Here is a 13,516-nt window from a genome sequence, read left to right as displayed (position 1 = left end):
CAGACCATGACTGAAGTTGCTCTGGACACCGCAACCCCCCACGCTCCGTCTGTTATCCGGTTGCTGCTCGACAAGCTCGGCATCGCCTACCGCGAAGTGAGCGAACACCCGCAGCTGCCGGCCGCCGCCAAAGTGCAGGCCGTACTGCTGGATGACGAAATCGGCGCGCTGATGGTGCTGTTCCCGCAGAACCAGTTGCTGGACCTCAGCCGCCTGACCGAGCTGACCGGGCGCAAGCTGGCCGCCGTGCCGCTGGAGCGCCTGCGGCACATGCTGGAAAAGCACGGCCTGAAGCTGCTCCCGGGAATTCCGGCGCTGACCAGCTCACCGTGCCTGTACGAAGAAAACCTGCTACGGCCCGAGCGCCTGCTGATTCATTCTGGCGAAGCCGGCCTGTTGCTGGAAATCGAGCGCGACGACTTCAAGAAGATGCTCAGCAAAGCCAGCGCCGGCAACTTCGGCGAATTGCTGAGCAGCATCCGCCCCAACCTTGACCGCCCCCATGACGACCGCGAGGAGATCTCCCAGGCCGTCCAGGCGTTCACCGCCAGACGTATCCAGCAGCGCCTGGAAAGCACCATCGAGATCCCACCGCTGGCGGAAACCGCACAGAAGATCATCAAACTGCGGGTCGACCCCAACGCCACCATCGACGACATCACTGGCGTGGTCGAAACCGACCCGGCACTGGCGGCGCAAGTGGTCAGCTGGGCGGCATCGCCCTATTACGCGTCACCGGGCAAGATCCGCTCGGTGGAAGACGCTATCGTGCGCGTGCTGGGCTTTGACCTGGTGATCAACCTGGCCCTCGGCCTGGCGCTGGGCAAGACCCTGAGCCTGCCCAAGGACCACCCGCAACAGACCACGCCCTACTGGCAGCAATCGATCTACACCGCTGCAGTGATCGAAGGCCTGACCCGTGCCATGCCCCGGGCCGAGCGCCCGGAATCGGGCCTGACCTACCTGGCCGGGCTGCTGCACAACTTCGGTTACCTGTTGCTGGCACATGTGTTCCCGCCGCATTTCTCGCTGATCTGCCGGCACCTGGAGGTCAATCCGCACCTGTGCCACAGCTACGTCGAGCAGCACCTGCTGGGCATCAGCCGCGAGCAGATCGGCGCCTGGCTGATGCGCTACTGGGACATGCCGGAGGAGCTGTCCACCGCCCTGCGCTTCCAGCACGACCCCACCTACGCCGGCGACTACGCCGCCTTCCCCAACCTGGTATGCCTGGCGGTGCGCCTGCTGCGTTCGCGCGGGATCGGCTCGGGGCCGCAGGAAAGCATCCCCGATGAGCTGCTGGAACGCCTGAACCTGACCCGTGAGAAGGCCGAGGATGTCGTCAACAAGGTACTGGAAGCCGAAGCCATGCTGCGTGAGCTGGCCTCGCAGTTCAGCCAGCACTGAGGCATGAGCCTGACCCTGGCGGTCAGGCCTTCTTTTTCGGTTTCAGGTACTTCATCAGGCCCTGGAACCAGATCACCAGCGCCGGGTTGCCCTTGATCTGGATGCTCTTGTCCTGAATCCCCTGCATGAAAGCCAACTGCTTGTTCTTGGCCTGCAGGGTGGCAAAGCCGAACGCAGCATCCTTGAAGGCGATGGCAAAGGCCGGCGCAGGGTGGGTGCCGGATTTGCTGCTGATGCGCATGTCCTTGACGATGAAATGGCGGGCAGCCTTGCCATCGAGGGTCTGCAGCTGGAACACCAGGTCCTTGTCGGCCAGTTGCTGCTGGAAAGCAGAGTTGTTGCGGCTGGCCTTGGCCATCAGCAAGCCCATGGCCCAAAGGAGAAAGCGAAACTTCATGTGCACGCCTCGGCTAAAAAGTGACTGGCGAAGCAGTTTATAGTCTCGCTACAAAAACGCCATAGTTCTCTGCGCTTTACACGAAGATAGCCGCTGATGGCCTTGTAACCGGGTTATTCACTGGCGCCTGACCTTGCTCAGCAGGTGCAAAACCAGCTGGTTCGCACCGATTGCCGCCAATGCCGTGGAAAAACCCAGCACGCTGCAAAACAGCGCGCGCAGCGGATGCTGCGGCAGCAGGTACAAGAGGATCGCAGCAGGAATGGCGGCCGCCAGCAGCAACCGCCACTTGAGCCGCGGCACCAGCGCGATCACCAGGTTCATCAGCACCACGAAGTAGAAGATCAGGTACATGCCCATGCCAATCGCGACCCCGCGCGACATCAACCCACCGGCCATCTGCCTGTACATCGTCATGCCGGTATTGTGCAGCACCAGGTAAGTGACAATGGCCAACACGTGCACAGTCAGGGCGATTGCCAGGCGGTAAGGGCGAGTTACAGGCATTTCTGCACCACACCCTCGACCACGCCTTTGTCGCTCAGGCGCTTGATGCCGTCCACGGCGCTATCGCGGTAACCGCTCGCCTCAAGCGCAGCTTGCTGGTAGCAAGCCATGGCGCGGGCATTGTCCTGCTGGCCAAGCTTGCCTTTCTCATAGGCGTAACCAAGGTCCACCAGCCCCCTCGGCGACTCCAGTTTCGCCGATTGCTGCAAGGCTTGTAGCGCTTTGCCCGGGTTTTGGCAGGTCAGGTTCTCGGCATACTCCTCGCCGTAGCAAACGAAGTGCGCCAGCATGGCTCCGGCGTCGCGTTCAGTGCTCATGGCCGACTCCAGGAGCTGCACGATGGTCGAATCTGGCAGGCGTTCGGCTTCACCCGAAAAAACCAGGATGACCGCCTGCACCGCCGCTTCGTTGTTGCCCTTGGCAGCGGCACTGAGCAGGCTGTTGAGGGCAGCATTCATCAGTTGCCCGGGCATGTCGTAGAGCCCTGACCTGCCCAGGTCCTCATAGATCCCTGCACGCTCGATATCCAACTCGCCCGCGACCTTCTCCTTGCGACCCGTGAAGAAGTCTGCCAGCGACCAGTCTTCAATCCGGTTCAACACCCAGCACTGGCCACGGGTAAAGGTGTAGACCTTGAGAAGTTCACCCTTGGTGTCGCGCAACACCACTTGGCGTATGCCCTCCTGCTCGACCACCAGCCCCATCTCGGCACGCTTGGCCGGCTGCAGCAACGCCAGGGACGGGCGCTGCTCCGGGGTCAGCTTGCGAATCGACACACGCGGCTGCTTGCGCCCGGGATACACCCGTTGCTCGATCAGCGGGTCGGTCACCAGCGACTGCTGCAGCGCTTCGCTCTTGGCAAAAACAGCGAAGAAGGCGCCGAAGTCATTGTCGGAACAATCCGGCATGTCCGCCGGCGCGGCCACGCAGGTTGTTGCACCGGCCAGCAGCAGAAGCGAACAGAGCCGCTGACCCCAGGCCATCGCCAAGCCTTTCATGATTTTCCTCTGTCGATCAGCTGTTGGGTTTGAGTGCACCAGTAATCACTGAACCCCAGCCAGTAACTCAGCACATCCCAGATAAAGCGCAAGGCATGTTCCGGCTTGCGGCAATCGGCCTGTTCGTCGGCCACCTCGTAGGGCGTATTGCTGATGAAATAGTTGAGCCAATGGGGCTCCCAGTTGGGCATTTCGATCTCGAAGTGCTGATCGGCCTTGAAGAATCTGATCCAGACAATGCCGACGGTGCCGCTGTCTTCATAGTCGCGCATGTCCAGGGGGGTCTGTGAGTACAGGGGGGTGCGATAGACCTGATGGCCGTTGCTGCGGTCAGTGATGCGCAGGTAGGCCAGGTCATCGAAAGGCACCAGCCAGCCACCCACCGGTATGTTCTCCATGCGATAGCGGCCAGACTCACTGACCACTCCGTATGCACCGGGACGGTCGATCAGCACCTGAATGTTGTACCCCACCCACAGGACCAATGCCCCGACCGCTACCAGGGCGAAATAGCGCCGACGTTTCAAGACTGCACCTCTTTGACAGCTGGCAGCGGGCCCAACCAATGGGTGATCAGTATCGCCAGCAAGGTCAGGCCACCGGCCAACGGGCTGAAGAATGCGGTGCGCACCGGGTGATCCGGCATCAGCCAGTAGATGATCAGCGCAACCAGCGCGGCATTGAGCATGAGTTTGTGCTTGAGCCGCGGCACATGGGCAATCACCAGGCTGAACACCACCATCACGTCGAACACCAGCCAGACGATGGCGCCAGACGCCACGCCGCGCGCGGTAAAGCCGCCGTAGACCTGCTTGTAGTAATCGACCCCGATGTCGTTGAGCAGCAGGAACAGCAAACAGGCCAGCGCGTGCGCGACCAGGGCAATCAGCCAGCGGCGGGTCATCGGGCATTTCCTTGTAAGGCCTGGCACCAACTGCGCACATCGTTCTTGTCGAAGCCGGGGCAGTTGTTGTCGCGGGCGATATAGCGATAGGGGTGCGCGGCTTCGTAGGTGAAGTGGTAGTAGTTGTGCTTATCCTGGCCGTATAGCCAGTACGACGAGGAACCCTGGGAAATCTGGTAGGGCTCGAAAGTCAGCAGCGAGGACTCGGCAGGGATGAAGTTGTCAGGCTCCATCCACAGTAGCAACGCGTTCCAGTACAACTGGGTGGTAACGCCTGGCAGCAGCAGGATTACTAGCAACGCCAGAGCGAACCATTTGCCTGTGCTCATGCTGGCGGCAGGTTCGCGTAGTAGGACCCCACCAGTTCCATGACCACCACGGTGGTCAGGCAAATGAACGTCAGCAAGCGATGCCAGAGCTGGTCACGCCAGCGCCGGTGCAGGCCGGTGAGTATCAATATCAGGCAGACAAAGGCCAGGCTGCCGAACAGGTTGCTGTCGGCGACACTCGCCAGGTAATTGGGCAGGATCAGGCCGTCATACATGGCGTTGCCCCGCGCTAGCGGTTACTGCGAATCCTTCGATCTTCATCACGGCCCTCCCTGGACACTTCCCATCGTTGCGACGGGGGCCGCGTATGCTAGTCAGATGCCGGGGCGGCGGCAACAAAAAACGGGCACCTTGCGCGGTGCCCGTTTTTCACTGCGATCGATCTGTGCGAGGCATCACGGATTGACGCTGTCCTTCAGGGATTTACCTGGTTTGAAAGCAACGGTGTTGCTGGCCTTGATCTTGACCGGCTCGCCAGTTTGCGGGTTTTTGCCGGTGCGGGCACCGCGGTGACGCTGCAGGAAGGTACCGAAGCCGACCAGCGTCACGCTGTCCTTGCGATGCAGGGCGCCAGTGATTTCTTCGAGCACGGCGTTGAGCACGCGGTTAGCTTGCTCTTTGGTGAGATCGGCCTTTTCCGCAATGGCGGCGGCGAGTTCTGGTTTACGCATAGTGAAGCCTCTTTGACGGTTTTTTTGTTGTTATGCCGTGCTGCTCTTCAAGAACAGCGCCCAAGGCACCGCAGGCTCTAAACTGCGGCAGACGGGAGTGAGAATGGCATGCCCTCAGGGGCCGCGCCAGTCTCTGGGCGGCCATTGTTGGGGCAAAGGCAGGGGAAATCCGACAGAACGCCGGTTATTTACGCCATCAGCGCCGGAAGTTGCCGATTTAGAGCCAGCTTTTCCATGACCGCGGCACCGGTCAGGGCATAACCGAGCAACTGGCCGTCAGCATCGTGGCAAAGCACCTTGAGGTCGGCGCCCTGCCCTTCAACGCTCCACTGGCCTTCGCGGCCATGGGGGGGTGGCGAAACCACCAGCGGGCAAGCCGGGGTTTTTACGGTAACCGGCATCGGCCCATAAGCAACCGCCGTCGGGTTACCCGCCAGGGTTTGCGCCAGTGCCCTGGCGCAACTCATGAGTGGCATCACGTACAGCAAGTTGAGGCCATCGACTTCGGCGCAGTCGCCCAGGGCGAAGATATTGGCGTGAGAGGTGCGTAGCTGGCGGTCAACCACCACGCCGCGATTGACCTGCAACCCCGCCGCCGAGGCCAGGTCAATGCGCGGACGCAGACCGACAGCCGAAACCACCAGGTCGCAGGCGATCACGCTGCCGTCGGAAAGGTGCGCTTCCAGGCCTTGCTCCAGCCGCTGCAGGCGGGTCAGTACCGGCCCCAGGTGGAATCGCACGCCCAGACCTTGCAGGCCTGTCTGAACGGCAGCTGCGGCCATCGGGTGCAGCAGTGTCGGCATGACCTGCTCGCAGGGCGCCACCAACTCGACCTGATAGCCACCCAGACTCATGTCGTTGGCGAATTCACAGCCGATCAAGCCGGCACCGAGGATCAGCACCCGTTGCTTGCCGGACGCGGCGGCACGGAAGCGCGCGTAGTCTTCGAGGTCGTTGATCGGGAAAATCAGGTCGGCAGCGTCGCCTTCGACCGGCACCCGCACGGTTTCGGCGCCCCAGGCCAGGATCAGGTCACGATAGGGCACCTGCTCCTCACCGATCCACAGGCGCTTGTGGCCGGGGTCGATGCCACTGATTCGGGTGTGGGTGCGCACTTCGGCCTTGAGCTGCTCGGCCATGGCGCCGGGCTCGGCCATGCTCAGGCCGTCGGCGTCCTTGTTCTTGGCAAAACCGGTGGAGAGCATCGGCTTGGAATAGGAGCGGCCGTCGTCGGCGGTGATCAGCAGCAACGGCGTTTCGCCATCGAGCTTGCGAAATTCGCGGGCCAGGTTGTAACCCGCCAGACCTGTACCGACAATCACCACTGGAGCCGTCATGCGCTGCTTTCCTTGAATCTGTTTGGAGGGGATCAGCCGATGGCGATCATTTCGAAGTCCATTTTGCCGACGCCGCAGTCCGGGCACAGCCAGTCTTCGGGTACATCTTCCCACTTGGTGCCTGGAACGATACCGTCATCCGGCCAGCCCTCGGCCTCATCGTAGATCAGGCCACAGACGATACATTGCCACTTTTTCATTACGCACTTCCTCAAAGGACTCAGGCTTTGGAGTGGCCGCTCTCGTGAACATTACAGTGGCGACCATCAAAGAGGGGCTTTGTACTGGAGCGAGGTGCCAGCATGCAAGCCGGATCGGGCAATCATGCTAAGCTCGGCGTCTCTCTGGCCTGTTATTCGATACCGCCGTGCCGTACGAAACATTGCAAGCGCCCGCTGCATTCTGGCTGCAGCACCCTGACGTGGCAGACAACACCCCGCCCGCGACCCTCGACTGGTTGTTCGACCAGGGCTCCCTGACCCGCCGCCTGATTCAATTATCCGCCGATCACTTTTCTGTTACACCTCTTTGCGAGGGTTGGCAGCGCTTGCGCGACGATGAATGCCAGGCCCTCGATCTGCCCCTGGGCAGCGAAGGCTGGGTGCGCGAGGTGTACCTGCGCGGCCATGGCCAGCCCTGGGTGTTCGCCCGCAGCGTGGCCGCGCGCAGCTCGCTGGAAAGCGGCGGCCTGGACCTGGCAGCACTGGGCAGCCGCTCACTGGGTGAACTGTTGTTCTGCGAAAAGGGATTTGCCCGGCGGCCCATCGAGGTCTGTCACTATCCACACGCCTGGCTGCCGGCGGAGCAACGCCATGAAGGCTTGTGGGGACGTCGCTCACGCTTCGACCGTGGCACCTTGAGCGTGCTGGTGGCTGAAGTGTTCTTGCCTACGCTGTGGATTGCTGCCGATAAACCCTCGGAGAACCGCTGATGTACCTGCAGCTGCTCAAGTCGTTCAATCGTCTGCATCCCCGGGCCTGGGATTTCATCCAGCTGAGCCGGATGGACCGCCCGATCGGCATCTACCTGCTGCTGTGGCCGACCCTTTCGGCAGTCTGGATTGCCGCCAAGGGCACACCGACCGTGGCCAACGTGCTGATCTTCACCCTTGGCGTGGTACTGATGCGCGCCGCCGGCTGTGCGATCAACGATTTTGCCGACCGCAAGGTCGATGGCCACGTCAAACGCACCGCCGACCGTCCGCTGGCTGCTGGGCGGATCAATGCCCGCGAGGCGCTGATTCTGTTTGCCACGCTGGTCGGGGTGAGCTTCTTGCTGGTGCTGTGCACCAACGCCACCACGGTGTGGCTGTCGTTCGGTGCCGTGGCGCTGGCGGCCTGTTACCCGTTCATGAAACGCTACACCTACTATCCACAGGTAGTACTGGGGGCGGCCTATTCCTGGGGCATCCCCATGGCCTTCACCGCCGCCACCGGCGAGCTGCCGGCCATTGCCTGGCTGCTGTACATCGCCAACCTGCTGTGGACCGTGGGTTACGACACCTACTACGCCATGGTCGACCGTGATGACGACCTGAAGATCGGGGTCAAATCCACTGCCATTCTGTTTGGCGAAGCCGATCGGGTGATCATTCTGACCTTGCAGGTGCTGTCGCTGGGCTGCCTGCTGCTGGCCGGCAACCGCTTCGAGCTGGGCGGCTGGTTCCACCTGGGGCTGTTGGCGGCATTAGTGTGCTTTGCCTGGGAGTTCTGGTCGACGCGCAAGCTGGACCGCGAGTCGTGCTTCAAGGCCTTTCTGCACAATCACTGGGCGGGGCTGCTGATCTTTATCGGCATCGTGCTGGATTACAGTTTCTGATTGTTTCGCGGGGCAAGCCCGCTCCTACATGTAGGAGCGGGCTTGCCCCGCGATTGAAGGCACTGTTACTTGATCACGTGCCAGACATCTTTCATGCCATCACCGGTCATGTCACCGGCTTTCTTGTCCTTGATGAAGGTGTACACCGGCTTGCCTTTGTAGGCCCACTGCATTGAACCGTCATCGCGCTTGATTTGAGTCCAGCCCTCTTCCGCCATGTCGCCAGCTTTGACCATCAGCGGCGGCCAGTTCTTGGCACACTCATCATTGCACATGGACTTGCCGCCCGAATCCTTGTCAAAGGTGTAGAGCGTCATGCCAGCATGGTCGACCATCATGCCGTCCTTCATCATGGCATGATGGGCCGACGCTATCCCTGGCAACGCCAGTGCCACTGCAGCGAAAAGCGTCATCCAGTTCAGCGTATGTCGTGTCATTGGATTCACCGTAATAATCGGGAGAGGGAGTTTAAGCCTAGCCCAGTAACAGAATGTTGCTGCAATGGCCCACGAGCTGTCACACGACTGCAATAATTCCGTTATCTAATGCGGGCCAAGACACCTTTAATGGAAGAGGTTTAAGCATGGTTGGCAGAAACATTCTGATCGTTGACGACGAAGCGCCAATTCGCGAGATGATCGCCGTTGCATTGGAAATGGCCGGCTATGACTGCCTGGAAGCCGAGAATTCCCAGCAGGCCCACGCCATTATCGTCGACCGCAAGCCGGACCTGATCCTGCTCGACTGGATGCTCCCGGGCACTTCCGGCATAGAACTGGCCCGGCGTCTCAAGCGCGATGAGCTGACCGGCGACATCCCGATCATCATGCTCACCGCCAAGGGTGAGGAAGACAACAAGATCCAGGGCCTGGAAGTCGGTGCCGACGACTACATCACCAAGCCATTCTCGCCGCGCGAGCTGGTGGCCCGGCTCAAGGCCGTGCTGCGCCGCGCAGGCCCAAGCGATGGCGAGGCGCCGATCGAAGTCGGCGGCCTGCTGCTCGACCCGATCAGCCACCGGGTGACCATCGACGGCAAGCCGGCCGAAATGGGCCCGACCGAGTACCGCCTGCTGCAGTTCTTCATGACCCACCAGGAACGCGCCTACACTCGTGGGCAACTGCTGGATCAGGTCTGGGGCGGCAACGTCTATGTCGAAGAGCGTACCGTCGATGTGCATATCCGCCGCCTGCGCAAGGCGCTGGGTGATGCCTACGAAAATCTGGTACAAACCGTCCGCGGCACTGGATACCGCTTCTCTACCAAAAGTTGAGAACGCTGCAAGCTGCAAGAAAGAGCAAAAGCAAACGCAGATCCGCTTCAACCTTGCAGCTTGTAGCTTGCAACGTGCGGCTGATCCGCTAAGGATCCCAATTGAACCAGAACTGGCATGGCACCCTGATTCGCCACATGCTGTTGCTGATCACTGTCTGCCTGCTGGCCGGCCTGATCAGCGGCTACTATGGCTGGAGCCTGGCCCTGGGCCTGGCGATCTACCTGGGCTGGACCCTCAAGCAACTGCTGCGCCTGCACGAATGGCTGCGCCTGCACAAACCCGATGAAGCACCGCCCGATGGCTATGGCCTGTGGGGCGAGGTGTTCGACAGCATCTATCACCTGCAACGCCGCGACCAGCGCGTGCGCGGGCGCCTGCAGGCGGTGATCGACCGGGTGCAGGAGTCCACCGCCGCGCTCAAGGATGCGGTGATCATGCTCGACAGCGATGGCAACCTGGAGTGGTGGAACCGCGCCGCGGAAACCCTGCTGGGCCTCAAGACCCCACAGGACAGCGGCCAGCCGGTGACCAACCTGGTGCGCCACCCGCGTTTCAAGGAGTACTTCGAGCAGGAAAACTACCTCGAACCGCTGGAAATCCCCTCGCCGATCAATGACCGCATGCGTGTGCAGCTGCATATCACCCGCTATGGCAACAATGAGCACCTGATGCTGGTGCGCGATGTCACCCGCATCCATCAGCTGGAACAAATGCGCAAAGACTTCGTCGCCAACGTCTCCCACGAGCTGCGCACGCCGCTGACGGTGATTGCCGGCTACCTGGAAACCCTGCTCGACAACGTCGAAGAGGTGAACCCGCGCTGGGTTCGCGCGTTGCAGCAGATGCAGCAGCAAGGCGGACGCATGCAGACCCTGCTCAACGACCTGCTGTTGCTGGCCAAGCTGGAAGCCACTGATTACCCCTCGGATAACCAGCCGGTGGCCGTCGATACCCTGTTGCAATCGATCAAGGGCGACGCCCAGGCGCTGTCCGGGCAACGCAACCAGCGCATCAGCCTGGAAGCCGAGCCGGGTATTCGCCTCAAGGGCAGCGAGGCGGAGCTGCGCAGCGCTTTCTCCAACCTGGTGTTCAATGCGGTCAAGTACACCCAGGATGACGGCCAGATCCGCATCCGCTGGTGGACCGACGAGCAAGGCGCGCACCTGAGCGTGCAGGACTCGGGCATCGGCATCGACCCCAAGCATTTGCCACGCCTGACCGAACGCTTCTACCGGGTCGACTCCAGCCGCGCCTCCAATACCGGTGGCACCGGCCTGGGCCTGGCAATCGTCAAGCATGTGCTGTTGCGCCATCGGGCGCGCCTGGAAATCAGCAGCGTGCCGGGCCACGGCAGCACCTTTACCTGCCATTTCGCCCCTGCCCAGATGGCGGCGCGCCAGGCCTCCTGAGCCGCCGCCCTTTAAATTTGCGCAGTCAGCCGCTACATTGGCTGACTTGCGCCAGCACGTGCTGGCATTGCTGTACTCCCTTTCTTAGAAGACGGACCCCGTAAAACTCCATCATGGACCCTTCCCCTGGTTTCAACCTCGCTGCACTTTTCGCCGATTTCGGCATGATTCTTTTTGCTCTGCTGCTGGTTCTGCTCAACGGCTTTTTCGTTGCCGCCGAGTTCGCCATGGTCAAATTGCGCTCGACCCGGGTCGAGTCGATTGCCGAGCAGCATGGCTGGCGCGGGCAAATCCTGCGCACCGTGCACAGCCAGCTGGACGCCTACCTGTCCGCCTGCCAACTGGGTATCACCCTCGCCTCGCTGGGCCTGGGCTGGGTGGGTGAACCAGCCTTCGCCCACCTGCTCGAGCCGCTGCTGGGCGCGGTCGGCGTCGAATCGCCGGAAGTCATCAAGGCCATCTCGTTCTTCAGTGCCTTCTTCGTCATCTCCTACCTGCACATCGTCGTCGGCGAGCTGGCGCCCAAGTCCTGGGCGATCCGCAAGCCCGAACTGCTGTCGTTGTGGACCGCGGTGCCGCTGTACCTGTTCTACTGGCTGATGTACCCGGCGATCTACCTGCTCAACGCCAGCGCCAACGCCATCCTGCGTATCGCTGGCCAAGGTGAGCCCGGGCCGCACCACGAACACCATTACAGCCGTGAAGAGCTCAAGCTGATCCTGCACTCCAGCCGTGGCCAGGACCCCAGCGACCAGGGTATGCGGGTGCTGGCGTCGGCGGTGGAAATGGGCGAGCTGGAAGTGGTCGACTGGGCCAACTCCCGTGAAGACATGGTCTGCCTCGATGCCAATGCGCCGCTCAAGGAAATCCTCGCGATGTTCCGCCGGCACAAGTTCAGCCGCTACCCGGTGCTCGATGCCGAGCGCGGGGAGTTCATCGGCCTGCTGCACATCAAGGACCTGCTGCTGGAGCTGGCCGACCTCGACCATATCCCCGAGTCGTTCAACCTGGCCGAGCTGACCCGTCCGCTGGAGCGCGTGTCGCGGCACATGCCGCTGGCCCATCTGCTCGAACAGTTCCGCAAGGGCGGCGCGCATTTCGCCCTGGTCGAGGAAGCCGACGGCAAAGTCATCGGCTACCTGACCATGGAAGACGTGCTGGAAGTGCTGGTCGGCGATATCCAGGACGAACACCGCAAGGCCGAACGCGGCATCCTCGCCTACCAGCCGGGCAAGCTGCTGGTGCGCGGCGACACCCCGTTGTTCAAGGTCGAGCGCCTGCTCGGCGTGGACCTTGACCATATCGAAGCGGAAACCCTCGCCGGCCTGGTCTACGAGACCCTCAAGCGGGTGCCGGAAGAGGAAGAGCTGCTGGAAGTCGAAGGCCTGCGCATCATCATCAAGAAGATGAAAGGCCCGAAGATCGTCCTGGCCAAGGTGCTCAAGCTCGATTGAGCCGCCTCAGGGGTTGCCGGCGGTAAAATTCGGCAACCCACCGACGGGCTGGTTGAACTGGTAGGGAATCGACTCCAGCGCCAGCCCGACGTTGCGCTGCACCACAAAATGCAGGTGCGGCCCGCTGCTGTTGCCGGTATTGCCGGACTTGGCCAGCGGCGTGCCATACACCACCCGCTGCCCTTCCCTGACCACCACCGAGCCGCGCATCAGGTGCAGATACACGCCCATGGTGCCGTCTTCGTGGAGGATCCGTACGAAATTGCCCGAAGGATGGCTGCCACGGCCGCTCTGGCTGTTTTCAGTCTTGATTACCACCCCTGCCCTGGCGGCGATGATCGGCGTGCCCTCGGGCATGGCGATGTCCATGGCATAGCGGCCCTTGGGCCCGAAGTGGCTGTAGCGGCCATTGGGCCCCTGGGACAGGCGAAAGGGCCCGCCACGCCAGGGCAAGGGGTAGCGGAAGGCCAGTTGGCGCTGGCCCGGGTTGCCCAGGGCGTAAGAGAATTTCTCCTTATAGCTCACCGGCCTGCCGGGCTGCCGCGCACTTAGCAGGGTCAACGGCATCGTCGTGCGCGCCGGTATTACCCCCCGTACCAGCCGTGACGCCCCACCCTGCACATTGCCCATGCGCTGCAAACGCAGCTCCACCTCGACTGGCGCGTAAGTGTCGTTGCGCGCACTGAAGCGCACACCACCGGCAAACCGGCTGACCTGCAACTGCACCTGGGTGTCCAGCTGTTCGACCATCCTGTCGCCAAAGACAAATGCCCGGCTGCCGGGAATCGGGCGATCGGAATAAGACACCACGCCATAAGCGTCGGTACTTTTGTACAGGGTGATGCCCAGCACAGGGCCGCAAGCCGTGAGCAAGGCGCAGAACAGCAGCGTGCGTGCAGGCATGAGTAGTGGCTTTTTGACAGTTGATGGTCTGTCGAAGCCTAGCAGCAGATTTTGGCGGGGATGCGGCGAGAGTGTTTCAGGGGTGTGCCAGGAGACGAGCGGTGCA

At 61.8% G+C, this 13,516-nt stretch carries 18 protein-coding genes; 6 read left to right on the top strand and 12 right to left on the bottom strand.

Translation table 11 applies throughout. From position 1 onward, the window contains the following. Positions 1 to 6 precede the first annotated feature (6 nt). Positions 7 to 1,407 carry an aminoacyl-tRNA deacylase and HDOD domain-containing protein gene (locus NLX68_RS01070; protein WP_010225916.1) on the top strand — a complete coding sequence of 467 codons (1,401 nt, stop codon included), beginning with the start codon at positions 7 to 9 and terminating at the stop codon, positions 1,405 to 1,407. A gap of 22 nt (positions 1,408 to 1,429) precedes the next feature. Here NLX68_RS01070 and NLX68_RS01065 read toward each other — a convergent pair whose 3' ends face one another. From NLX68_RS01065 to NLX68_RS01020, 10 genes are all read right to left on the bottom strand, one after another. Beyond that, a complete protein-coding gene (locus NLX68_RS01065) occupies positions 1,430 to 1,804 on the bottom strand; it encodes a helicase (protein WP_254282235.1) in 375 nt (124 codons plus the stop codon). A 117-nt stretch (positions 1,805 to 1,921) separates the two neighbouring features. Beyond that, a complete protein-coding gene (locus NLX68_RS01060; protein WP_254282234.1) occupies positions 1,922 to 2,311 on the bottom strand; it encodes a hypothetical protein in 390 nt (129 codons plus the stop codon). Then, positions 2,302 to 3,309 carry a hypothetical protein gene (locus NLX68_RS01055; protein WP_254282233.1) on the bottom strand — a complete coding sequence of 336 codons (1,008 nt, stop codon included), beginning with the start codon at positions 3,307 to 3,309 and terminating at the stop codon, positions 2,302 to 2,304. The genes NLX68_RS01060 and NLX68_RS01055 overlap by 10 nt, the downstream gene beginning before the upstream one ends. Beyond that, positions 3,306 to 3,836, bottom strand: a complete 531-nt coding sequence (locus NLX68_RS01050) for a hypothetical protein (protein WP_254282232.1) — start codon at positions 3,834 to 3,836, stop codon at positions 3,306 to 3,308. Before NLX68_RS01050 ends, NLX68_RS01055 begins: the two co-directional genes overlap by 4 nt. Then, complete coding sequence (locus NLX68_RS01045) at positions 3,833 to 4,213, bottom strand: hypothetical protein (protein ID WP_254282231.1); 381 nt, start codon at positions 4,211 to 4,213, stop codon at positions 3,833 to 3,835. The genes NLX68_RS01050 and NLX68_RS01045 overlap by 4 nt, the downstream gene beginning before the upstream one ends. Then, on the bottom strand, positions 4,210 to 4,542 hold the full coding sequence (locus NLX68_RS01040; protein WP_254282229.1) for a hypothetical protein: 333 nt from the start codon (positions 4,540 to 4,542) through the stop codon (positions 4,210 to 4,212). Before NLX68_RS01040 ends, NLX68_RS01045 begins: the two co-directional genes overlap by 4 nt. Next, positions 4,539 to 4,757 (bottom strand): hypothetical protein, encoded by a 219-nt coding sequence (locus NLX68_RS01035; protein WP_254282227.1) that lies wholly within the window; start codon positions 4,755 to 4,757, stop codon positions 4,539 to 4,541. The genes NLX68_RS01040 and NLX68_RS01035 overlap by 4 nt, the downstream gene beginning before the upstream one ends. A gap of 180 nt (positions 4,758 to 4,937) precedes the next feature. Further along, complete coding sequence (locus NLX68_RS01030) at positions 4,938 to 5,213, bottom strand: HU family DNA-binding protein (RefSeq protein WP_003213368.1); 276 nt, start codon at positions 5,211 to 5,213, stop codon at positions 4,938 to 4,940. A gap of 188 nt (positions 5,214 to 5,401) precedes the next feature. Next, complete coding sequence (locus NLX68_RS01025; protein WP_254282225.1) at positions 5,402 to 6,550, bottom strand: NAD(P)/FAD-dependent oxidoreductase; 1,149 nt, start codon at positions 6,548 to 6,550, stop codon at positions 5,402 to 5,404. Positions 6,551 to 6,582: 32 nt separating this feature from the next. Beyond that, on the bottom strand, positions 6,583 to 6,750 hold the full coding sequence (locus NLX68_RS01020; protein ID WP_254282223.1) for a rubredoxin: 168 nt from the start codon (positions 6,748 to 6,750) through the stop codon (positions 6,583 to 6,585). 167 nt (positions 6,751 to 6,917) lie between these two features. Here NLX68_RS01020 and NLX68_RS01015 point away from each other — a divergent pair, with 167 nt between their 5' ends. Beyond that, positions 6,918 to 7,481, top strand: a complete 564-nt coding sequence (locus NLX68_RS01015; RefSeq protein WP_254282221.1) for a chorismate lyase — start codon at positions 6,918 to 6,920, stop codon at positions 7,479 to 7,481. Then, complete coding sequence (gene ubiA / locus NLX68_RS01010; protein WP_254282219.1) at positions 7,481 to 8,368, top strand: 4-hydroxybenzoate octaprenyltransferase; 888 nt, start codon at positions 7,481 to 7,483, stop codon at positions 8,366 to 8,368. Before NLX68_RS01015 ends, ubiA begins: the two co-directional genes overlap by 1 nt. A gap of 65 nt (positions 8,369 to 8,433) precedes the next feature. On the opposite strand, the gene NLX68_RS01005 is transcribed toward ubiA, so the two are convergent. Next, positions 8,434 to 8,805 carry a hypothetical protein gene (locus tag NLX68_RS01005; protein WP_115084648.1) on the bottom strand — a complete coding sequence of 124 codons (372 nt, stop codon included), beginning with the start codon at positions 8,803 to 8,805 and terminating at the stop codon, positions 8,434 to 8,436. A gap of 146 nt (positions 8,806 to 8,951) precedes the next feature. Here NLX68_RS01005 and phoB point away from each other — a divergent pair, with 146 nt between their 5' ends. The 3 genes from phoB (at position 8,952) to NLX68_RS00990 (ending at position 12,507) form a co-directional block, all read left to right on the top strand. After that, positions 8,952 to 9,641 carry a phosphate regulon transcriptional regulator PhoB gene (gene phoB / locus NLX68_RS01000; RefSeq protein WP_010225936.1) on the top strand — a complete coding sequence of 230 codons (690 nt, stop codon included), beginning with the start codon at positions 8,952 to 8,954 and terminating at the stop codon, positions 9,639 to 9,641. Between the two features lie 137 nt (positions 9,642 to 9,778). Further along, positions 9,779 to 11,053 carry a phosphate regulon sensor histidine kinase PhoR gene (phoR, locus tag NLX68_RS00995; RefSeq protein WP_254282644.1) on the top strand — a complete coding sequence of 425 codons (1,275 nt, stop codon included), beginning with the start codon at positions 9,779 to 9,781 and terminating at the stop codon, positions 11,051 to 11,053. 113 nt (positions 11,054 to 11,166) lie between these two features. Then, positions 11,167 to 12,507, top strand: coding sequence for a hemolysin family protein (locus tag NLX68_RS00990; protein WP_036995255.1), 1,341 nt, complete (start codon positions 11,167 to 11,169; stop codon positions 12,505 to 12,507). Positions 12,508 to 12,513: 6 nt separating this feature from the next. On the opposite strand, the gene NLX68_RS00985 is transcribed toward NLX68_RS00990, so the two are convergent. After that, positions 12,514 to 13,410, bottom strand: a complete 897-nt coding sequence (locus NLX68_RS00985; RefSeq protein WP_254282217.1) for a peptidoglycan DD-metalloendopeptidase family protein — start codon at positions 13,408 to 13,410, stop codon at positions 12,514 to 12,516. Between the last annotated feature and the right edge of the window lie 106 nt (positions 13,411 to 13,516).

The sequence above is a fragment of the Pseudomonas sp. SBB6 genome (genome assembly GCF_024213215.1).
Lineage (GTDB): Bacteria > Pseudomonadota > Gammaproteobacteria > Pseudomonadales > Pseudomonadaceae > Aquipseudomonas > Aquipseudomonas donghuensis.
The sequence above is the reverse complement of the archived record's forward strand: the minus strand, read 5'-3'. Positions and strand labels throughout refer to the sequence as shown.